Genomic DNA, 17,332 nt, shown 5'->3' on the forward strand with positions numbered 1-17,332 from the left:
CGGGCGAACCCGACGCGGCATCCGATCACCTGCTCCCTTCGATCAGATCCCGAAGTGGGCCAGGATGCGGCCCATGACCGCTTCGCGCTCGGCGTCGGTGGCCAGCTGCTCGAGGCCGAAGCCGAAGAGCAGCGTGTCCTCCGTGGCGGTCACGGACGCGAGCTCCGCGAGGCCGTCCGAGCGCTCCCAGTCGGAGAGGTTCTCCGGGCTGCCCTCGGGGGAGCCGAGCACCTGCCAGGCGCCGAGGCCCTGCTCGAAGCCCTCCTGCTGCGACTCGCCGCCCGTGGTGACCAGCTTCGTGTCGTCGATGATGGCGCCGAGGCCGCCCGTCGCCGGGTCGGTCACGTAGCTCACCACGACCTCAACCTGGCCGCCCGCGTACGCACTGAGGTCGTACGAGACCGGAATCCAGAGCGTGGAGCCGGTCAGGGCGTTCCAGTCGCCCGTGTCGCCGGAAGCGGCGCACGGGTTGCCCGGAGTGAGGTAGTTCAGCAGCCACGGGTGGAGGTCGAGGAGGAAGCCCGCCTCGCACTCCGTCGGGACGTCCGAGCTGGTCGCGCCGCCGGCCTCCGGCAACGTGGTCCAGTCGTCGGTTCCGACCGCACGCGCCTCGACGATGACGTTGTCGTAGCCCTCCTCGGTGTCGAAGGCGATCTGGGCCGCGAAGGCCGGCAGGTCGGTCGCGTCCAGGTTCGTCAGGTCGTACGTGCGACCGAGCCGCTGGTAGCCGTCGTCCACGTGGCCGGCCGCCGCAGCCCAGTCACCCTCGACCGCCGCGAACGGGTCGGGGTACTCGGCGGCGCCCTCGCTCGCGAACTGCGGGAACTCGTCGACCGGGAGCACGTCGCTCGTCACGACGAACGCGCCCGCCTCGTTGACGTCGTTGTCGAGCTCAGCGTTGCTTCCGAACTCGACCGTGATGCCGTCGAGCGGAGGCGCGATGCCCTCGGTGCCCGATTCCGCCCCGGAGTTCTGCCGGCCGTACGCCCCCATCCAGTACTGGGTGAAGTCGTCCGCGAGCAGGAGGCAGTCGGAGAACGGGTCGGCCGTGACGACGCAGTCCTCTTCGGGCGCACCGTCGAGTCCGTACCAGATGCCGCCGAAGTTGCTGGCGCCGAGGCCGTAGTACGCCGTCGTCTCGCCGTCGTACGCGACCTTGCCGCCCTCGTTGAGGTAGTCGCGGACCGCGAGCGTGAGGTACTGCTGGCGCTCCGCGACGGCCAGGTTGGGCAGCGGCGTGCCGAAGTACGAGGTGACGACGTCCTCCTGGTCCTGCGTCAACCGGTTGTCGCCGAGGTACCAGAGCACCGCGTCGTAGTGGCCGAGCACGCCGAGGTCATGGGGCACGCCCTGCGCGTCCACGTCCCAGACGTCCGCCGTCACGCCGTTCGCCGCGAGCGCCTCGACGCGCTCGTCGAGGTACTTCAGGCCGTCGTTGCGCGGCGCCGGTTCGGGGTTGTACCCCGTGTAGTCCTCGTTCGCGAGGATGAGCACCGAACGGTCCGTGTCCTGCGCGACCTCGTAGGTGAAGTGCGCGCTCTCGCGGGGTCCGGCCTTCTCGCCGTTGGGGACGTCCTTCCCGGATGCCCGACCCGAGAACCACACCTCGACCGTGTCGCCGGGCTCGGCGCCGTTCACGACACCGCGATACTCCGCGTAGTAGTCGTCGTTCTCGAAGCCGTAGCGCTCGCCGCCGTCCCACTCGGAGACGGTCGCCTCGACGGCACGGGCGCCGTTGATCGAGTAGAGCAGCTTCTTCGACGTGAGCGCGCGCTTCGCGGTGACGGCCACCGTCTGCGGGTCGCCGTACGACACCGTGAAGCTGTCGACGCGGAAGTCCTCGGCGTCACGTCCGACCACCGAGACCGGGTCGTCGGGGTCGAGCGCCGACTGCGCGACGGCCAGGGCGAACGGGATGTTCTTCTCGAACTCCGCCTGGATCAGTTCCTCGTCGTCGGGGAAGTCGAAGCCCTGCAGGTTGTCCGCGCAGTCCTCCTCCGTCCAGTCGTCCTCGGGATCCGATCCCACCGCCACGAGGCAGGTCGACATCTCGGGGGTGAAGCCGAGCGTCCCGTGCGCCTCCTGCATGTGGGAGTCGATGTCGCCGTTCGTCGTGTAGAGCTCCGCCGAGATGTCGGGGTCGTACCCGGGCACGGCCGGGTGCGCGTCGTCGCCGACCATCGCCTCGTAGATCACGTCATCGGGCGACGGGGTCGCGACCTGCCAGCCGATGCCGTGCAGCAGGAGCTCGGCGGCCGAGTGGTAGTTGATGAAGAACTCGGGCGTGATCTTGCCGAACAGCGCGTCGATGGCCTCCGACTCCGGCTCGGAGCCCGGCGACGGACCACGGTAGGTGAGGCTGACGGGGTTCGGCGACGAACCCTCGTTGTCGTAGCCCCAGCGCGTCGGCGAGTTGCGGTTCAGGTCGACGCCGTCGCCGCCGTCGAGCTCGCCGTTCTCGTTGTTGTCGCGCAGGTTCTTTCGCCACATCCGGGTGCCGGTGTCATCCGATGTCGGGGGCACCTCGAACGTGAAGTCGTATCCGTCGGGGTTCGCGACGGGAATGAACCACATCTCCGTGTTCCTCACGAGATCGGTGATCTCGCGGTCGCTCCCGTACGACGTCAGCACCTCGTTCAGCAGGCGTCGCACCATCTCGGGCGTGATCCACTCGCGCGCGTGCTGCGCTGCGAGGAACACCGTCGTCGGACGGCTGCCCTCGGCGACCTTGCCGGGGTTGCGCGTCACGCGGACGGCCTGCATCTCGGTGCCCTCCCACGTCGTGCCGAACGTGACGAGCTCGGCGATGTCGGGATACGCGGCCGCCTGGGCCGCGAGCTCCTCCGCGATGCCCCCCTCGCCGAGGTAGGTGCGGAACACGCCCTCGGGAACCGCCTCAGCGGAGAACGAGCGCATCCGCTGGTCGGCCGCTCCCTCGTCGACCACGGGCTGCAGGTCGATGCCCTGCTTCCGGACCTGCTCGGCCTGCACGGCCGGCAGGACGACCTGCACGGCGAACGTGCCGTCCTCGGCCGGCTCGACCCGGAGCTCGCCCTCGGCGCGGTCGACGCCGAGCTCGGCGATCGTCGCGAGGCCCTGCTCATCGACCGTGGCCTCGTACACGCCGACGCCGACGGTATCCGGCAGGTCGGATGACGGTGGACTCGCCATGGCCGGCGCGGCGCCGACCCCCGAGATGACCAATGCCGCTGCGGTGGCGACGGCGAGCTGACGGAACATGCGTACCCCCTTGTGCGCGATGCGTCTTCGCCGGGGTGATCACCCGGCCGTCCGCTCGCGGAGGTTCGCCGCGACACGAACGATCCTCATCTTGGTCCCCGGCTCGGGTGCGGGTCAACCCGTTGCGGAGAACATTCGCCGAATCGGGGACCCGAGCCCCTGAGTCGCCGCCGCGAGGCCCTGCCCCTTCCGGCCGCGGTGTCGGCGCCGCGTGCGAGCATGGGTGCATGCCCGCCGAGCCCGCCTCCCGCCCCGGCGCGCGCGGCGAACGGCCGCACGACTGGCGTCGCGCGATCGCCTCGCTCACGGCTGCGCCCTCGGGTCTGCCGGCGGCGTCCGACGAGAAGGATGCCGCGTCGCGGACTTCGCGCGACGCCCGACCGACCGCCGCTCCGCGCCCCCTCGCGATGCAGTTCGAGCTGCGCCGCGACGTGCCCCGACGGCCCGGGGAGTGGCAGGGGCGCCGCGACGAGCCCGCCCGGCGCGCGGCATCCGTCGACCGGCTCGCGGTGCGCCCGGTCACCGCCGGCGCGCGGGGTCGCTGGGTCAAGGCCGGGCTCACGTGGCAGAACATCGCCTACCAGGCGAGCGCCGGCGGATTCGACCACGCGCAGTCGCGATGGTTCGGGCAGTTCGCGCTGCTGAAGGGCGGCTCGACCGCGGTGTACCAGCCCTCCGGGTCCGAGTGGATCGCGCTCGACGAGTTCGAGAGCCCCCTGCTCTGGGCGCTGCTCGCCGAGGCGCGACGGCTCGGCATCGCGCTCGCCGGATCGACGGCGACGCCCGCGGTCGTCGTGCACGACGCGGCATCCGTGGCGCTCGACGCGACGATCGGCGACGACGGCGACCTCGTGCTCGAGCCGATCGTGCGCCTCGGCGACGAGGCCGCGGACGCTCGCCCGGTGCAGCACGTGCGCCGGATCGGCGGCCACGGCCTCTACCGCTTCGACTTCGACGCCGGGGTGCTCGAGCTCGCGCCCCTGGCGGCGCCGCTCGGGCCTGCCGAGTCCGCCGCGCTCGACGACGGCCGCCACGTGCGAGTGCCCGCCGCGGAGGTCCCCGAGTTCCTGCGGGCGCACGTCCACCGGCTCGCGCGGTCGATCGCGATCGTGAGCCGCGACGACAGCTTCGCGCCGCCGGCGCCGCCGCCCGCGACGCTCGTGCTCGACGCGCGGCACGAGCCCGGCGACGTGCTGCGGCTCGCGTGGCGGTGGGAGCACGCCGACGGGCGCGCGACCCCGGTCGACGCGTCCGTGGCCGCCTCCGCCGCCGACCCCGACCTCGACGACGACCTGCTCGCCCGGGTCGCCGACGTGCTCGGCTGGGTGCCGCTCGAGGCGGTGCTCCTGCGCGGCGCCGACGCCGCCGAGTTCACGGTCGAGCGGATGCCGCGACTCGAGCGCCTGGCCGAGCGCGGTGCGCTGCGCATCGACGTGCGCGGCATCCGGCCCGACTACCGCCGTGCCGAAGGCGAGCCGCGCCTGCGGATCACGGCCGTCGAGTCGCAGAAGGCCGACTGGTTCGACCTCGGCGTGCAGCTCACCGTCGACGGTCGACCCGTGCCGTTCCAGCGGCTCTTCACCGCGCTCGCGAAGGGCCAGCGCCGCCTGCTGCTCGTCGACAAGACGTACCTCTCGCTCGCGGATCCCCTGTTCGATCCGCTCCGCGAGCTCATCGAGGAGGCCGGCACGGTCGCCGAATGGGAGACCGGCACGCTCCCCATCCACCGCAGTCGCATGGGACTCTGGGCCGACTTCGAGGACCTCGCGCACGAGGCCGAACCCGCGGTCGCCTGGCGTCGCATCGTCGAGGGGCTCTCGCACGGGGGCGTCGAGGAACTGGCACCGCCCGAGGGGCTCGCGCTGCCGTTGCGGCCGTACCAGCTCGCGGGGTTCCGGTGGCTGGCGTTCCTGTGGGCGAACCGGCTCGGCGGCGTCCTCGCCGACGATATGGGGCTCGGCAAGACGGTGCAGGCGCTCGCGCTCATGCAGCACGCGCGCAACGCGGTGGTCGCACCCTCGTTCCTCGTCGTCGTCCCCACGTCGGTCGCGTCGAACTGGATGCGCGAGGCGGCGCGCTTCACGCCCGACCTCCGGGTCGCCACGGTCACCTCGACCGAGGCGCGGCGTCGCGGCCGCATCGCGGAGGCCGCGGCATCCGCCGACGTCGTGGTCACGACCTACGCGGTGCTGCGGCTCGAGGCCGCAGCGTTCGCCGCGCTCGAGTGGGGCGGGCTCCTGCTCGACGAGGCGCAGTTCGTGAAAAACTCCGCGACGAAGGTGCACGACGCCGCCCGCGGCATCCGTGCGCCGTTCCGGCTCGCCATGACCGGCACGCCGATCGAGAACCACGTGGGCGACCTGTGGGCGATCCTGCGGATCGTCGCGCCCGGCCTGTTCCCGTCGCGGCGCGCGTTCGACGAGACCTACCGCCGCCCGATCGAGCAGGACGGCAACGTCGAGCGGCGCGAGCGGCTGCGCCGCCGCATCCGCCCGCTCATCCTGCGCCGCACGAAGGAGCTGGTCGCGCCCGAGCTGCCGCCGAAGCAGGAGCAGGTGCTCGCCGTCGAGCTCGCGCCCGCGCACCGGCGCCTCTACGACGCGACCCTGCAGCGCGAGCGGCAGAAGCTCCTCGGCCTCGTCGACGACCTCGACCGCCAGCGATTCATCGTCTACCGCTCGCTCACCTTGCTGCGCATGCTCGCGCTCGACGCCGCGCTCATCGACGAGGAGCGGTACGCCGGCTACCCGTCGGCCAAGCTCGACGCGCTGTTCGAGCAGCTCGACGACGTGCTCGCGGAGGGGCATCGGGCGCTCGTGTTCAGCCAGTTCACCTCGTTCCTCGGGCGCGCGAGGGCTCGACTGGATGCCGCGGGCATCCCCTCCGCGTACCTCGACGGGTCGACGCCGGTGCGACGCCGCGACGCCGAGATCGCGCGGTTCCGCGCCGGCGAGGCATCCGTGTTCCTCATCAGCCTGAAGGCGGGCGGGTTCGGCCTCAACCTCACCGAGGCCGACTACGTGTTCCTGCTCGACCCGTGGTGGAATCCGGCGAGCGAGTCCCAGGCCGTCGACCGCGCCCACCGCATCGGCCAGGCGAAGCAGGTCATGGTCTACCGGCTCGTCGCGCAGGGCACCATCGAGGAGAAGGTCATGGCGCTGAAGGCGCGCAAGGGCGAGCTGGTCGCGTCGATCCTCGACGCCTGGGCGGATGCCGCGAGCTCGCGTGGCGGCGATGCGGGCGTCGCGTCGGGCCCCGCAGGCCGGCGGGGCGCCGGCCTGCGCGCGGCCGAGACGCTCACGGCCGACGACCTGCGGCAGCTGCTCGAGGGGTGAGGGTCAGCGCGCGACGGCCGTCGGCGCGACCCTCCGTCCCGGCTGACGGCTCGCCGCCCGGCGCCGGCGGATCCACTTGTCTCCCTCGACCACGACGAGCAGGATCAGCGTCAGCCCGATGCACTCCAGCCACTGCCAGCCCGTGAGCGACACCGTGCCGAGCGCTCGCTGCAGCAGCCCGACCTCCGTCGACGCCACGATGAGCACGACCGGCCAGATGAGGATCTTCGTCACCGCCCAGATCGGCGGGAGCAGGCCCGACTCGGGCGTGCGACGCATGAGCAGCGCGCTCAGCACCGTGGCGAGCCCGAGCACGACGTAGGCCATGGTCATCGACGCCGTCGGCTCGCTCGGGCTCGGCTCGTCGGGTCCCCACACGAGCGGGACCAGCGCGATGAGGAAGATGACCGCGCCGTAGACGAGCCACTCGACGAGCGACACCGGGTTCACGACGCCGATCCTCGGATCGCGCGGCGGGTGGTTCATGATGCCGGGCGGGTTCGCGTCGGCGGCGATCGCGAGCACGGCGAACAGCGCCACGAAGAAGTTGATGAACAGCACCTGCGCCGGGAAGAGCGCGACGCCCTCGGCGATCGAGAATGCGCTCGCGGCGAGGAACAGCATGATCAGGCTGAGCAGCTGCGTCATCTGGAAGCGGAGGTACGCCGTGATCTTCGAGTACACGATGCGGCCGAGCTCGACCGCGTGCACGAGCGTCGCGAAGTTGTCGTCGGTGAGCACGAGCTTCGCCGCCTGCTTCGTGACCTCCGAGCCCGATCCCATGGCCACGCCGATGTTCGCCTGCTTGATCGCGGCCGCGTCGTTCACGGCGTCGCCCGTCATGGCGACGATGTTCCCCTTCGCCTGGAGCAGGCCGACGAGCCGCAGCTTGTCGTCGGGCGTGACGCGACCGAACACGTGCAGGTCGGGGAGTCGGCGCGACAGCTCCTCGTCGCTCATCTGCTTGAGGTCGGCGCCGCTCACCGCGCCCGCGCCGAGCCCGAGCTCCGCACCGATGGCGCCCGCCGTGACGGCGTGGTCACCGGTGATCATGCGCACGTCGATGCCGGCGGCGTGTGCGACCTCGACGGCCGCCTTGGCCTCGGGGCGCAGCGGGTCGACGATGCCGACGATCCCGATGAGCACGAGCTCCTCGACCCACGACATCGGATCGGCGGCGATCCGTCCCTCGTCGGCGTCGTCGACGAAGCGAGCCGCGAAGGCGAGGGTGCGCAGGCCGGTCGCCGAGAGGCGCTCGAGTTCGGCGGTCGCCGAGTCGGCGGCGACGGGCACGATCTCGCGGTCCTCGCCGAGCATGGTCGTGCACCGCTTGAGCACCACGTCGGGCGCGCCCTTCACGAGCAGCACCAGCCGCTTCTCGCCGCGGACGGGGATCCGCTGCAGCGTCGCCATGAACTTGTAGTCGGAGTCGAACGGCACCTCGGCCAGCCGCGGGTACTCGCGGCGGGCGTCGTCGGCGTCGACGCCGAGCTTCGCGGCGAGCACGATGAGCGCGGCCTCCGTCGGGTCGCCGACCACGTCGCCCTCGGTCGAGACCGTCGCGTCGTTCGGCAGTCCGATCGCGAGCCCGAGCGTCGGCGCGTCGAGCGGCTCGTCCGTCGTGCCGAGCACGCGTCCGTCGAACGAGTACCCCTCGCCCGTGACCCGGTAGGTGTTGCCGCCCGCCCACGCGGTGCGCACCGTCATCTGGTTGAGCGTGAGGGTGCCGGTCTTGTCGGAGCAGATGGCGCTCGTCGCGCCGAGTGTCTCGACGTCGTTGAGCGACGCCACGATCGCCCGCTCCTTCGCGAGCTTCGAGGCGCCCCACGCGAGCAGGCTCTGCACGAACACGGGCAGGCCGGTCGGGATCGCGGAGATCGCCACGGCTGTCGCGAGGAACAGCAGCTCGTCGAGGCTCTGTCCGCGTGCGAAGCCGATGAGCACGATCACGAGCACCGCGCTCCACGCGATGATGCCGAGCACCTTCGTCAGGCTGTCGAGCTCGAGCTGGAGCGGCGACTTCTTGTCGCCGACCTGCGTGAGCAGCGAGGCGATGCGGCCCATCTGGGTGCGCATGCCCGTCTCGACCACGACGATGCGGGCGGTCCCGCGCGTGACCGACGTGTTCTGGAAGACCATCGACGTGCGGTCGGCGAGCGCCGTGTCGGGTGCGTTCTCGGCCGGGCCCTTCGGGATCGGCAGCGACTCGCCGGTGAGGGCGGACTCCTGCGTCTCGAGGTTCGCCGACCGCAGGATGCGACCGTCTGCCGGCACCAGGTCGCCGGACTCGAGCTCCACGATGTCGCCCGGCACGAGCTGGGTGGCATCGACCTGCGACAGGCTCCCGTCGCGCACGACGCGGGCCTGGGGCGTCTGCAGCTTGGCGAGCGCGTCGACGCTGCGCCGCGCCTTCACCTCCTGGCGCGTGCCCGTGATGACGTTGAACAGCACGAGGATCGCCACGATGATCGCCGTCGTGAACTGCTGGATGAGCAGCGACACGATCGTCACCGCGATGAGCATGAGCGTCATGAGCTCGAGCACCTGGCTCAGCGCGATCCGCCACACGCTCGGCGGTGGAGCGCTCTGCAGGGCGTTCAGGCCGACCTCGGCGCGCCGCTTCTCGACCTCGGCCGCGGCCAAGCCGCGCGCCCCGTCGGTCTTCGCCTCGGTCACGGCGGTGTCGGGCGCGAGGGCCCACCATTCGACGCCGTGATCCTCCGCCTCGGTCGTGGTGCTCTGGACTTCGATGCTCACAAGACCCCCAGGGACGTCGTGCCGACTGTGGCCAGAGTAATGCCGAAGCAGCGACGAGTGGGAGAGTCCGAACGGGGGAATCCGAACCGTCAGCGCCCGAATCGGCCCCAGCGGTCGCGGCGGCGCGAGCGCGGCTCGTCGAGCCCGATGTGCACGCGGGTGCGCTTGCGCTCCCAGATGACCATGCCCGCGCCGAGCGCCCAGAGCGGCACCTGCGTGAGGAACGCGAGGCGGAACGCCTCGAGCGAGTAGGTCGCGGGCGTGCCGGCGCCCTGCGCGTCCATGGCGATGCCGATGAACAGGATCGCGAGGAGGCCGGCGAGGAAACCGCCGCCGTTCACGATGCCGGTCGCGGTGCTGAGACGGTGGCTCGGGTTGAACGTGCGCGCGTGGTCGAACGCGATCATCGACGCCGGACCGCCGGTGCCGAGGGCGGCCGCGAGCAGGAACAGGAGCAGGAGGGGGGCGGGCCCCGGCCAGAGGATGACGGCGAGCCACGCCACCGCCTGGATCGCGATCGTCGGCAGCACGAGCATGCGCGATCGGCGCATGGGGTGCCGGCTCGACAGGGCGCCGATGACCGGACCGACGAGGATGCCGAAGATCACGAACGACGTGACGACGAGCGACGCGACGGCGGGCGACAGGCCCTCGCCGGCGGTGAGGAACGGGAAGCCCCACAGCATGACGAACGCGGTGCCGGCGAACGGCGTCGCGAAGTGCGACCAGAACGCGAGCCGCGTCGCGGGGTGCGCCCACGACTCGCGGAAGCCCTCGCGCAGGTCGGCCGCGCTCGTCACGACGCGGATGGCGCCGGTCTCGGTGTCGACCGCGACGTCGGCGTTCCGATCGGGCGGGTGGTTGCGGATGATCGCGAACGTGAGGATCGAGAACAGCACCCCGAGCCCGGCGAGGCTGCCGAACGCGATGGTCCACGAGGTCGCATGCAGCAGCGCGGCGAGCGGGAGGATCGAGATGATCTGCCCGAACTGCCCGACGAGCCCGGTGAACTGCACGAGCACAGGCGCCTGCCGGTCGGGGAACCACACCGCGATCAGGCGCAGCACGCTCGGGAAGACGGCCGCGTCGCCGGCGCCGATGAGCACGCGGGCGAGGATGCCGATGCCGACGTCGGTGGCGAAGGCCATCACGAGCTGCCCGAGCGCCATGAGCACCATGCCGGCCGTCACGATCGGCCGGGCGCCGAACCGGTCGAGGAGCAGGCCCACGGGGATCTGCATCGCGCCGTACACGGCGAGCTGGATGACCGCGAACATCGACAGCGCCGAGGCATCCGCGTCGAACCTGACGGCGGCGTCGACGCCGACCGACGAGAGGGACGTGCGGTTCGTGACCGAGAGCACGTAGGCGGCCACGCCGACGGTCCACACCAGCCACATGCGCCACGGGCGCGCGGGGGTGGGGAGAATCGTCACTGGGCCTTCAGGGGGATCGGTGCCGCGGCGGCATCCGCGCGCCGCCGTTCCAGCCTAGTCGGGGTGGTCAGCGCTCCGAGGCGGAGAGCTCGGGGGCTGTGGAGGGCTCCGGCGCCTCGCCGACGCGCGGTGCCCGCACGCCGACCGCCGCGAGCACGTCGACGAGCGTGGAGGGGTCGCCGACGTTGCCGGGCACGACGATGTAGAGCTTCTCCTCGCCCTCGGGAGTGACGACCCGCCAGGCCGAGACGCCCGGCAGCACCTGGCCGAGCACGGTCGCGGTGCTGGCGCCGAGGCCGACGCGCGCGATCTCGGCCGAGGTGATGCCGCCCTTCGACACGACCACGTCGACCGAGTCGCGCAGGCGTGCGGTCGCGCTCGTGAGCGCGGTCATCACGCGCTCGCCGTGGTCGAGCGTGTTGTGCGCGCGGTCGCGCTGGCGGGCGGATGCCACGACGGCGAGCCCGTGCACGGCCGCGGCCACCGCGGCGGCGTTCGCCACCCGTTCGCCCTCGGCCGCGGGGTCGGCGAGCGCGCGGCCGGTGTCGACCACGGATGCCGCGCCGAAGTCCCGCTCGACCGGCTCGAGCTGTCGCGTGGCGCCGATCGTGTGCGATCCGCAGACGAGCAGCGTCGGGGCGGGATCGCGGCGCAGCGGGCTCGGCAGCAGGCCCGTGCTCGCCACGCCGGCGAGCTCCGCAGCGAGCGGGGAGGCCGACCGCACGACGACGACGACGCCCGACGCCCATGCGGCGCGCACCGCCGAGGCGATCGCCCGGATGTCGTCGTCGGTCTCGGCGTCGGGCACGACCACGGTGCCGGGCGCCGCGCCCACGAGGGCGGCGAGCAGGTCGGGGCCGCCCGAGCGCACGTCGCCCAGCGGCACGCGCACGCCCTCGCGCCCGGTCTTCTCGGCGACGTACTCGGTGAGCACCGCGGAGCGGAACGGGAACACCGGGTCGTCGGCGTACTCGCTCTCGTGGGCGGGGATCGCCCGGTCGCCGACCCGCACGTAGTGCGTGCCGTCGACGGTCGTGCGTCCGCCGTCGGGGAAGGCCGGGACGAACAGGATCACGTCGTCGGGCCCCGTGAAGACGGCGGTCTCGGGGAAGACGTGGCCGCGCAGGGTCGAGTCGCCGCGGAGCACGACGTGCACCGGCTCGCCGAGCGCGTCGGCCGCGGCATCCCGCTCGCTCCGGATGCGCTGCAGGAGCGCGATCGCGTCGGGCTCGTGCATGGCGCGGGTGTTGGTGAGCAGGTAGACGCTGTCGGCGCGCCGCAGCGACTGCGTGAGCACCTCGGCGTCCCAGTCGAGCAGGACCTCCACGCCCGTCGCCGACTGCGTGCCGGTGGGGTCGTCGTCGAGCACGATGAGCTTCATCGGAGCTCCTCCAGCACGCGCTCGACGATCGCGGCCTTCGAGAGGCCGTAGCGGTCGTGCAGGGTCGGCAGGGCGCCGGCGTCGAGGAACGCGTCGGGCAGGCCGATGGGCACGACCCGGCGGGTGAGGCCGCGGCGCACGAGCGCCGAGGCGACGGTCTCGAAGAGTCCGCCGACGACGGTGTGGTTCTCGAGCGTCACGGCGAGCCGCGGGGTGTCCAGCTCGGCGAGCACGGTGGCCTCGTCGAAGGGCTTGAGCGTCGGCGCATGCACCACGGCGACGTCGACCTTGTGCGCGGCGAGGGCCTCGGCCGCCTGCAGCGCCCGCATGGTCATGAGGCCGCTCGAGACGAACACGACGTCGTTGCCGGGGCGCACGACCTTGGCCCTGCCCAGCTCGAACGTGTAGTCGTACTCGTCGAGCACGGTGGGCACGTTGCCGCGCAGCAGGCGCAGGTAGGTCGGCCCCGCGTGCGCCGCCAGCTGCGGCACGGCCTGTTCGAGGTCGACCGAGTCGCACGGGTCGACGATCGTGAGGTTCGGCATGCCGCGGAAGATGGCGACGTCCTCGGTCGCCTGGTGGCTCGGGCCGTACCCGGTGGTGAGGCCGGGCAGGCCGCCGACGATGTTGACGTTGAGGTTGGGCTCGGCGATGTCGAGGCAGATGAAGTCGTAGGCCCGACGCGCGGCGAACACCGAGTACGTCGACGCGAACGGCACGAGGCCGGTCTCGGCCATGCCCGCGGCCGCGCCGAACAGCAGCTGCTCGGCCATGCCGACCTGGAAGAACCGGTCGGGGTGGGCCTTCGCGAACACGTGCATGTCGGTGTACTTCGAGAGGTCGGCCGAGAGGCCGACGATGCGCGGGTCGGTCTCGGCGAGGGCGGCGAGCGCGCGCCCGAACGGGGCCGGCGCGGTCTTCTGCCCGGGATCGGCGAACGAGGCGATCATCGCCGAGGTCTTCAGGCGGGGCGCGGTGACGGCGCCGTCCTTCACGGTGCTCATGCGTTCACGCTCCCTGCGTAACCGGCGGTCAGTTGGTCGCGGCAGGCCTGCCACTCGTGCTCGTCGATGCGCATGAAGTGCGCCTTCTCGCGCTGCTCGAGGAGCGGCACCCCCCGGCCGATCCTCGTGTCGCAGAGGATGACCGAGGGCGTGCCCTCCGGTGCGGCGTGCGCCGCGGCGCGGTCGAACGCGTCGAGGAGCGCCTCGACGTCGTTGCCGTCGACGCGCTGGGTGAACCATCCGAAGGACGCCCACTTGTCGTGGGCCGGCTCGATGCCGAGCACCGTCTCGGTCTTCCCGTCGGCCTGCAGCGCGTTCATGTCGACCATCACGATGAGGTTGCCCAGCCGGTGGTGGTGGGCGCCCATCGCGGCCTCCCACGTCGAGCCCTCGTCGAGCTCGCCGTCGGAGACGAAGGTGAACACGCGCGCCGGGTTGGCCTGGAGCCGCAGCCCCAGCGCCACCCCCACCGCCACCGCGAGGCCGTGGCCGAGCGACCCGCCCGAGATCTCCATGCCGGGCGTGTAGCTCGCCATGCCCGACATCGGCAACCGCGAGTCATCCGACCCGTAGGTCTCGAGCTCTTCGACCGGGATCACGCCCGCCTCGGCGAGGGCTGCGTAGAGGCCGATGGCGTAGTGCCCCGTGGAGAGCAGGAACCGGTCGCGTTCGCCCCAGTGCGGGTCGTCGGCCCGGTAGCGGAGCTGGTCGCGGTAGGTCACGGCGAGCAGGTCGGCCACGCCGAGGGCCTGGCCCACGTAGCCCTGGCCCTGCACCTCGCCCATGTCGAGCACGTGGTGCCGGATCCGGTAGGCGGCGTCGCGCACGGCGGTCACCCGGTCGGTGCGAACGGCGGTCGCGTTGTCGGTCATGGTGTTGCTCCCGTGGTGGTGGGGGTGGTGACGGATGCCGCGGCTCAGCCGAGCTCGCCGGTCTTGATCGGTGCGGTCTCCCTCGTGATCACGGCGACCACGGTCGAGATCACGCCGAGCGCCATGAAGATCAGCGCGGGACCGACCCAGCCGATCCAGCCGTACATCGCCGTCGCGAGGAAGGGCAGGAGGCCGGCGACGATCGAGGCGCCGTTGTAGCCGAGCGAGATGCCCGAGGCGCGCACGTTGCGGTCGAACAGCTCGGAGAACCAGGACGCCTCGACCGCGAAGATCGGGTCGTGGCTGAAGAGGAGGCTCATCGCGACGGCGACGATCACCATCACGACGGCGCCCGTGTTGATGAGCAGGAACATCGGGAACGCGAACAGGATCGTGAACACCGAGCCGATGAGGAACACGCGCTTGCGACCGATCCTGTCGCTGAGGGCGCCGTAGAGCAGGTGGCTCACGAGGCCGAGCGCGGAGCCGATGATCGTGCCGTAGAGCACGTACTGGGTCTCGGTGATGCCGGCGAGCACGACGTAGGAGATCACGAAGCTCGTGGTGATGTAGTAGCCGCCGGTCTCGGCGAGGCGGAGGCCGATGATGCGGAGCACCGAACGCCAGTCGCGCTTCAGGACCTCCACGGCCGGGCGCTTGTGGATCTCGCCGGCGGCCTTCATCTTCTCGAAGTCGGGGGACTCGGTGATGCCGAGGCGGATCCAGAGGCCGATGGCGACCATCACGATCGAGAGGAGGAACGGCACGCGCCACACCCAGTCGCCCTCGAAGATCGCCGCCGACAGCAGGAAGGTGCCGTTCGCCAGCAGGAGGCCCGCGGGGATGCCGATCTGCGTGACACTGCCGAAGAATCCGCGGCGCGCCTTCGGCGCGTGCTCGACGGTCATGAGCACGGCGCCGCCCCACTCCGCGCCGTAGCCGATGCCCTGCACGGCCCGCAGCACGATGAGGAGGATCGGCGCGAGGACGCCCACCGTCGCGTAGGTGGGCAGCACACCGATGAGGAAGGTCGCGACGCCCATGATGGCGAGCGCGGCGATGAGGATGGTCTTGCGGCCGACGCGGTCGCCGAAGTGCCCGGCGAGGTAGCCGCCGAGGGGGCGGAAGAAGAACCCGATCGCGAGCGTCGCGAATGAGGCCAGGATGCCGATCAGCGGGGTGTCGGCGGCGAAGAACGCGGTGCCGAAGTAGGCGGCCGCGGCGGTGCCGTAGATGAAGAAGTCGTAGCTCTCCACCGCGGTGCCGATCATCGACGCGATGGAGACCTTCAGGGGATTGTCGCGCTGCACCGTGGTGGCGGGCGGGCGCTCGGCCGTGCTGGTCATGGGTGTTCCTCCTTGAACGGATGCTGCAGGTCGGGTGTTGCGGATGGTGGGTTATCGCGTGAGCGCGGCGGCCCGGGTGTAGGTCTCGATGACGCGGGAGTCGTCGCGTGCGCCGAGGCCGGCGTCGGCCGCGGCGAGGTAGCGCGTGCGGGCCGCGTCGAGCAGTGGAGTCTCGGCGCCCGCGCCGCGAGCGGCGTCGGCGACGAGGCCGGAGTCCTTGACGAAGATGTTGATCTGGCTGGTGACCTCGACGTCGGTGTCGCCGAGCATCCGCGGGCCGCGGTCGGACAGCATCCAGGACGCGGCGGCGCCCGACTCGACGAGCGGGAGCACCTGTGCGGCGTCGAGCCCGAGCGACTCGGCCAGGGCGAGTGCCTCGGCCGCGGCGACGATGTGCACGGCGCAGAGGTGCTGGTTGACCACCTTGATCGCCTGCCCGTCGCCGAGCGAGGGGCCCACGACCTTCACCGTGCCGAGCGGCGCGAGCACCGGGACGATGCGGTCGGCGTCGGCGGGCGTGCCGGACAGGAACATCGTGAGCTCGCCCGTGCGGGCGCGGGCGACGCCGCCGGTCACGGGCGCGTCGACCACGCGGGCGCCCGCCCGCTCGAGCCGGTCGCCCTGCTCGACGACGGCGGCGGGGCCGACCGTGCTCATGACCACCCAGGTCTGGCCGGCGGTGGTGCCGGCCGCGAGCGCGGCGTCGACGAGCTCGGCGAGCTGGTCGGGGGTGGCGACCATGACGATCACGGTCGCGGCGTCGGCGACGTCGGCGATGCTCGCGACGGCGCGGATGCCGGCGGCGGCGGCGCGCTCGTGGGCTGCGGGGAAGGGGTCGACACCCGTGACGTCGGCGCCGGCCTCGTGGAGGCGGACGGCCATCGGGAGCCCGATGGCCCCGATGCCGACGAAGGCGATGTGCTCGGTCATGGTGTCGAAGCTCCTTTGGTCCGGATCGCGGGCCGGTCAGCCGGCCCTGATTGGTTCTACCAATCCGTTCTGCGTCGATGATAGGCACACCCGCGACGTGATGTCAACAATTGGTTCAACCAATGTGGCACGTGGGCGAGCGGAGCCTTCGCACCGCGTGGGCGTCAGCGCACCGGTTCGATGTGGAGCTGCAGCCAGTTCTCGAAGTGCTCGCGCATGGCTGCTCGTGCGGCATCGGGATCGCGTGCTTCGAGCGCGTCGACGACGTCGTAGTGCACGGCGTCGGTGCGCCGCACCCCGTGCTCGTCGACCGGCTCGACCCGCACCGCCTGGAGCCGGCGATAGCGGATGGTCTCGCGGAGCACGTGGCTGAAGCCCTCGTGCATCAGCCGGAAGATCGGGTTGTCGACGATGCCGTTGAGCCGGGAGTGGAAGCGCACGTCGGCTTCGAACGCGGCCTCGTGGTCGCCGGCCTTCGTGGCGGCGATCATGGCGTCGACATCGGCCCGAAGGGCCTCGACCTGCTCGTCGGAGGCGACCCGGGCGGCCTGCTCGGCGATGGACTCCTCGAGGAGCACGCGTGCGTCGGCGAACTGCTGGTCGTTGAGGTAGCCGAGCTGCCGGGAGATCGTGAAATAGCTGCGCACGAAGTCGTCGCCGGGAGTGTCGATGTAGGTGCCTCGGCCCTGCGTGCGGTGGAGGAAGCCCAGCAGCTCGAGCACCGAGAGCTGCTCACGGAGCGCGCCGCGGCTCATGTTGAGCGCCTCGCCGAGTTCCCGCTCGGGCGGTAGGCGTCGCGCGGTCGTGCCGGGCTCCGGCGTCGCAAGGCGCATGAGCTCGCTCACGATCGACTCGAGCGATGCCGTGGCCATGCCGTCTCCATCTCCCCCATGAAAGGTCCAACCATTCGCGTCCATGCTACGGGAGCAGGCTGGAGATTCGTTCGAGGTGCCGCGCGCGGCCGTCGGAGGCTCTGGTCGAGACGCCGGAGGGCCGGGGTGGACGTGTCACCCCGGCCCTCCGTGAACCGC

General features: G+C 71.8%; 10 protein-coding genes. 1 reads left to right on the plus strand and 9 read right to left on the minus strand.

Features of this window, described 5'->3' with window-relative positions:
• Positions 1-42 precede the first annotated feature (42 nt).
• Positions 43-3,240, minus strand: coding sequence for a M14 family metallopeptidase (locus tag FYC51_RS10770; RefSeq protein WP_222863235.1), 3,198 nt, complete (start codon positions 3,238-3,240; stop codon positions 43-45).
• Positions 3,241-3,467: 227 nt separating this feature from the next.
• On the opposite strand from FYC51_RS10770, the gene FYC51_RS10775 reads away from it, so the two are divergent.
• Positions 3,468-6,575 (plus strand): DEAD/DEAH box helicase, encoded by a 3,108-nt coding sequence (locus FYC51_RS10775; RefSeq protein WP_238476302.1) that lies wholly within the window; start codon positions 3,468-3,470, stop codon positions 6,573-6,575.
• A 3-nt stretch (positions 6,576-6,578) separates the two neighbouring features.
• On the opposite strand, the gene FYC51_RS10780 is transcribed toward FYC51_RS10775, so the two are convergent.
• The 8 genes from FYC51_RS10780 to FYC51_RS10815 all read right to left on the minus strand — a co-directional run bounded on the left by FYC51_RS10780 (position 6,579) and on the right by FYC51_RS10815 (position 17,173).
• On the minus strand, positions 6,579-9,332 hold the full coding sequence (locus tag FYC51_RS10780) for a cation-translocating P-type ATPase (RefSeq protein ID WP_148733530.1): 2,754 nt from the start codon (positions 9,330-9,332) through the stop codon (positions 6,579-6,581).
• Positions 9,333-9,421: 89 nt separating this feature from the next.
• Positions 9,422-10,732 carry an MFS transporter gene (locus FYC51_RS10785; RefSeq protein ID WP_148734259.1) on the minus strand — a complete coding sequence of 437 codons (1,311 nt, stop codon included), beginning with the start codon at positions 10,730-10,732 and terminating at the stop codon, positions 9,422-9,424.
• A gap of 103 nt (positions 10,733-10,835) precedes the next feature.
• Positions 10,836-12,149, minus strand: a complete 1,314-nt coding sequence (locus tag FYC51_RS10790) for a four-carbon acid sugar kinase family protein (protein ID WP_148733531.1) — start codon at positions 12,147-12,149, stop codon at positions 10,836-10,838.
• Positions 12,146-13,153 carry a transketolase family protein gene (locus FYC51_RS10795; protein ID WP_148733532.1) on the minus strand — a complete coding sequence of 336 codons (1,008 nt, stop codon included), beginning with the start codon at positions 13,151-13,153 and terminating at the stop codon, positions 12,146-12,148. Before FYC51_RS10795 ends, FYC51_RS10790 begins: the two co-directional genes overlap by 4 nt.
• Entirely contained in the window at positions 13,150-14,025 is an 876-nt protein-coding gene (locus FYC51_RS10800; RefSeq protein WP_148733533.1) for a transketolase, read from the minus strand. Before FYC51_RS10800 ends, FYC51_RS10795 begins: the two co-directional genes overlap by 4 nt.
• A 44-nt stretch (positions 14,026-14,069) precedes the next feature.
• Positions 14,070-15,371, minus strand: coding sequence for an MFS transporter (locus FYC51_RS10805; protein WP_148733534.1), 1,302 nt, complete (start codon positions 15,369-15,371; stop codon positions 14,070-14,072).
• A gap of 51 nt (positions 15,372-15,422) precedes the next feature.
• On the minus strand, positions 15,423-16,301 hold the full coding sequence (locus tag FYC51_RS19925; protein ID WP_148733535.1) for an NAD(P)-dependent oxidoreductase: 879 nt from the start codon (positions 16,299-16,301) through the stop codon (positions 15,423-15,425).
• Between the two features lie 164 nt (positions 16,302-16,465).
• Entirely contained in the window at positions 16,466-17,173 is a 708-nt protein-coding gene (locus FYC51_RS10815) for a FadR/GntR family transcriptional regulator (protein WP_148733536.1), read from the minus strand.
• Positions 17,174-17,332: the final 159 nt, after the last annotated feature.

It is taken from the genome of Agromyces mariniharenae (genome assembly GCF_008122505.1).
In the GTDB taxonomy this organism is placed as follows: domain Bacteria; phylum Actinomycetota; class Actinomycetes; order Actinomycetales; family Microbacteriaceae; genus Agromyces; species Agromyces mariniharenae.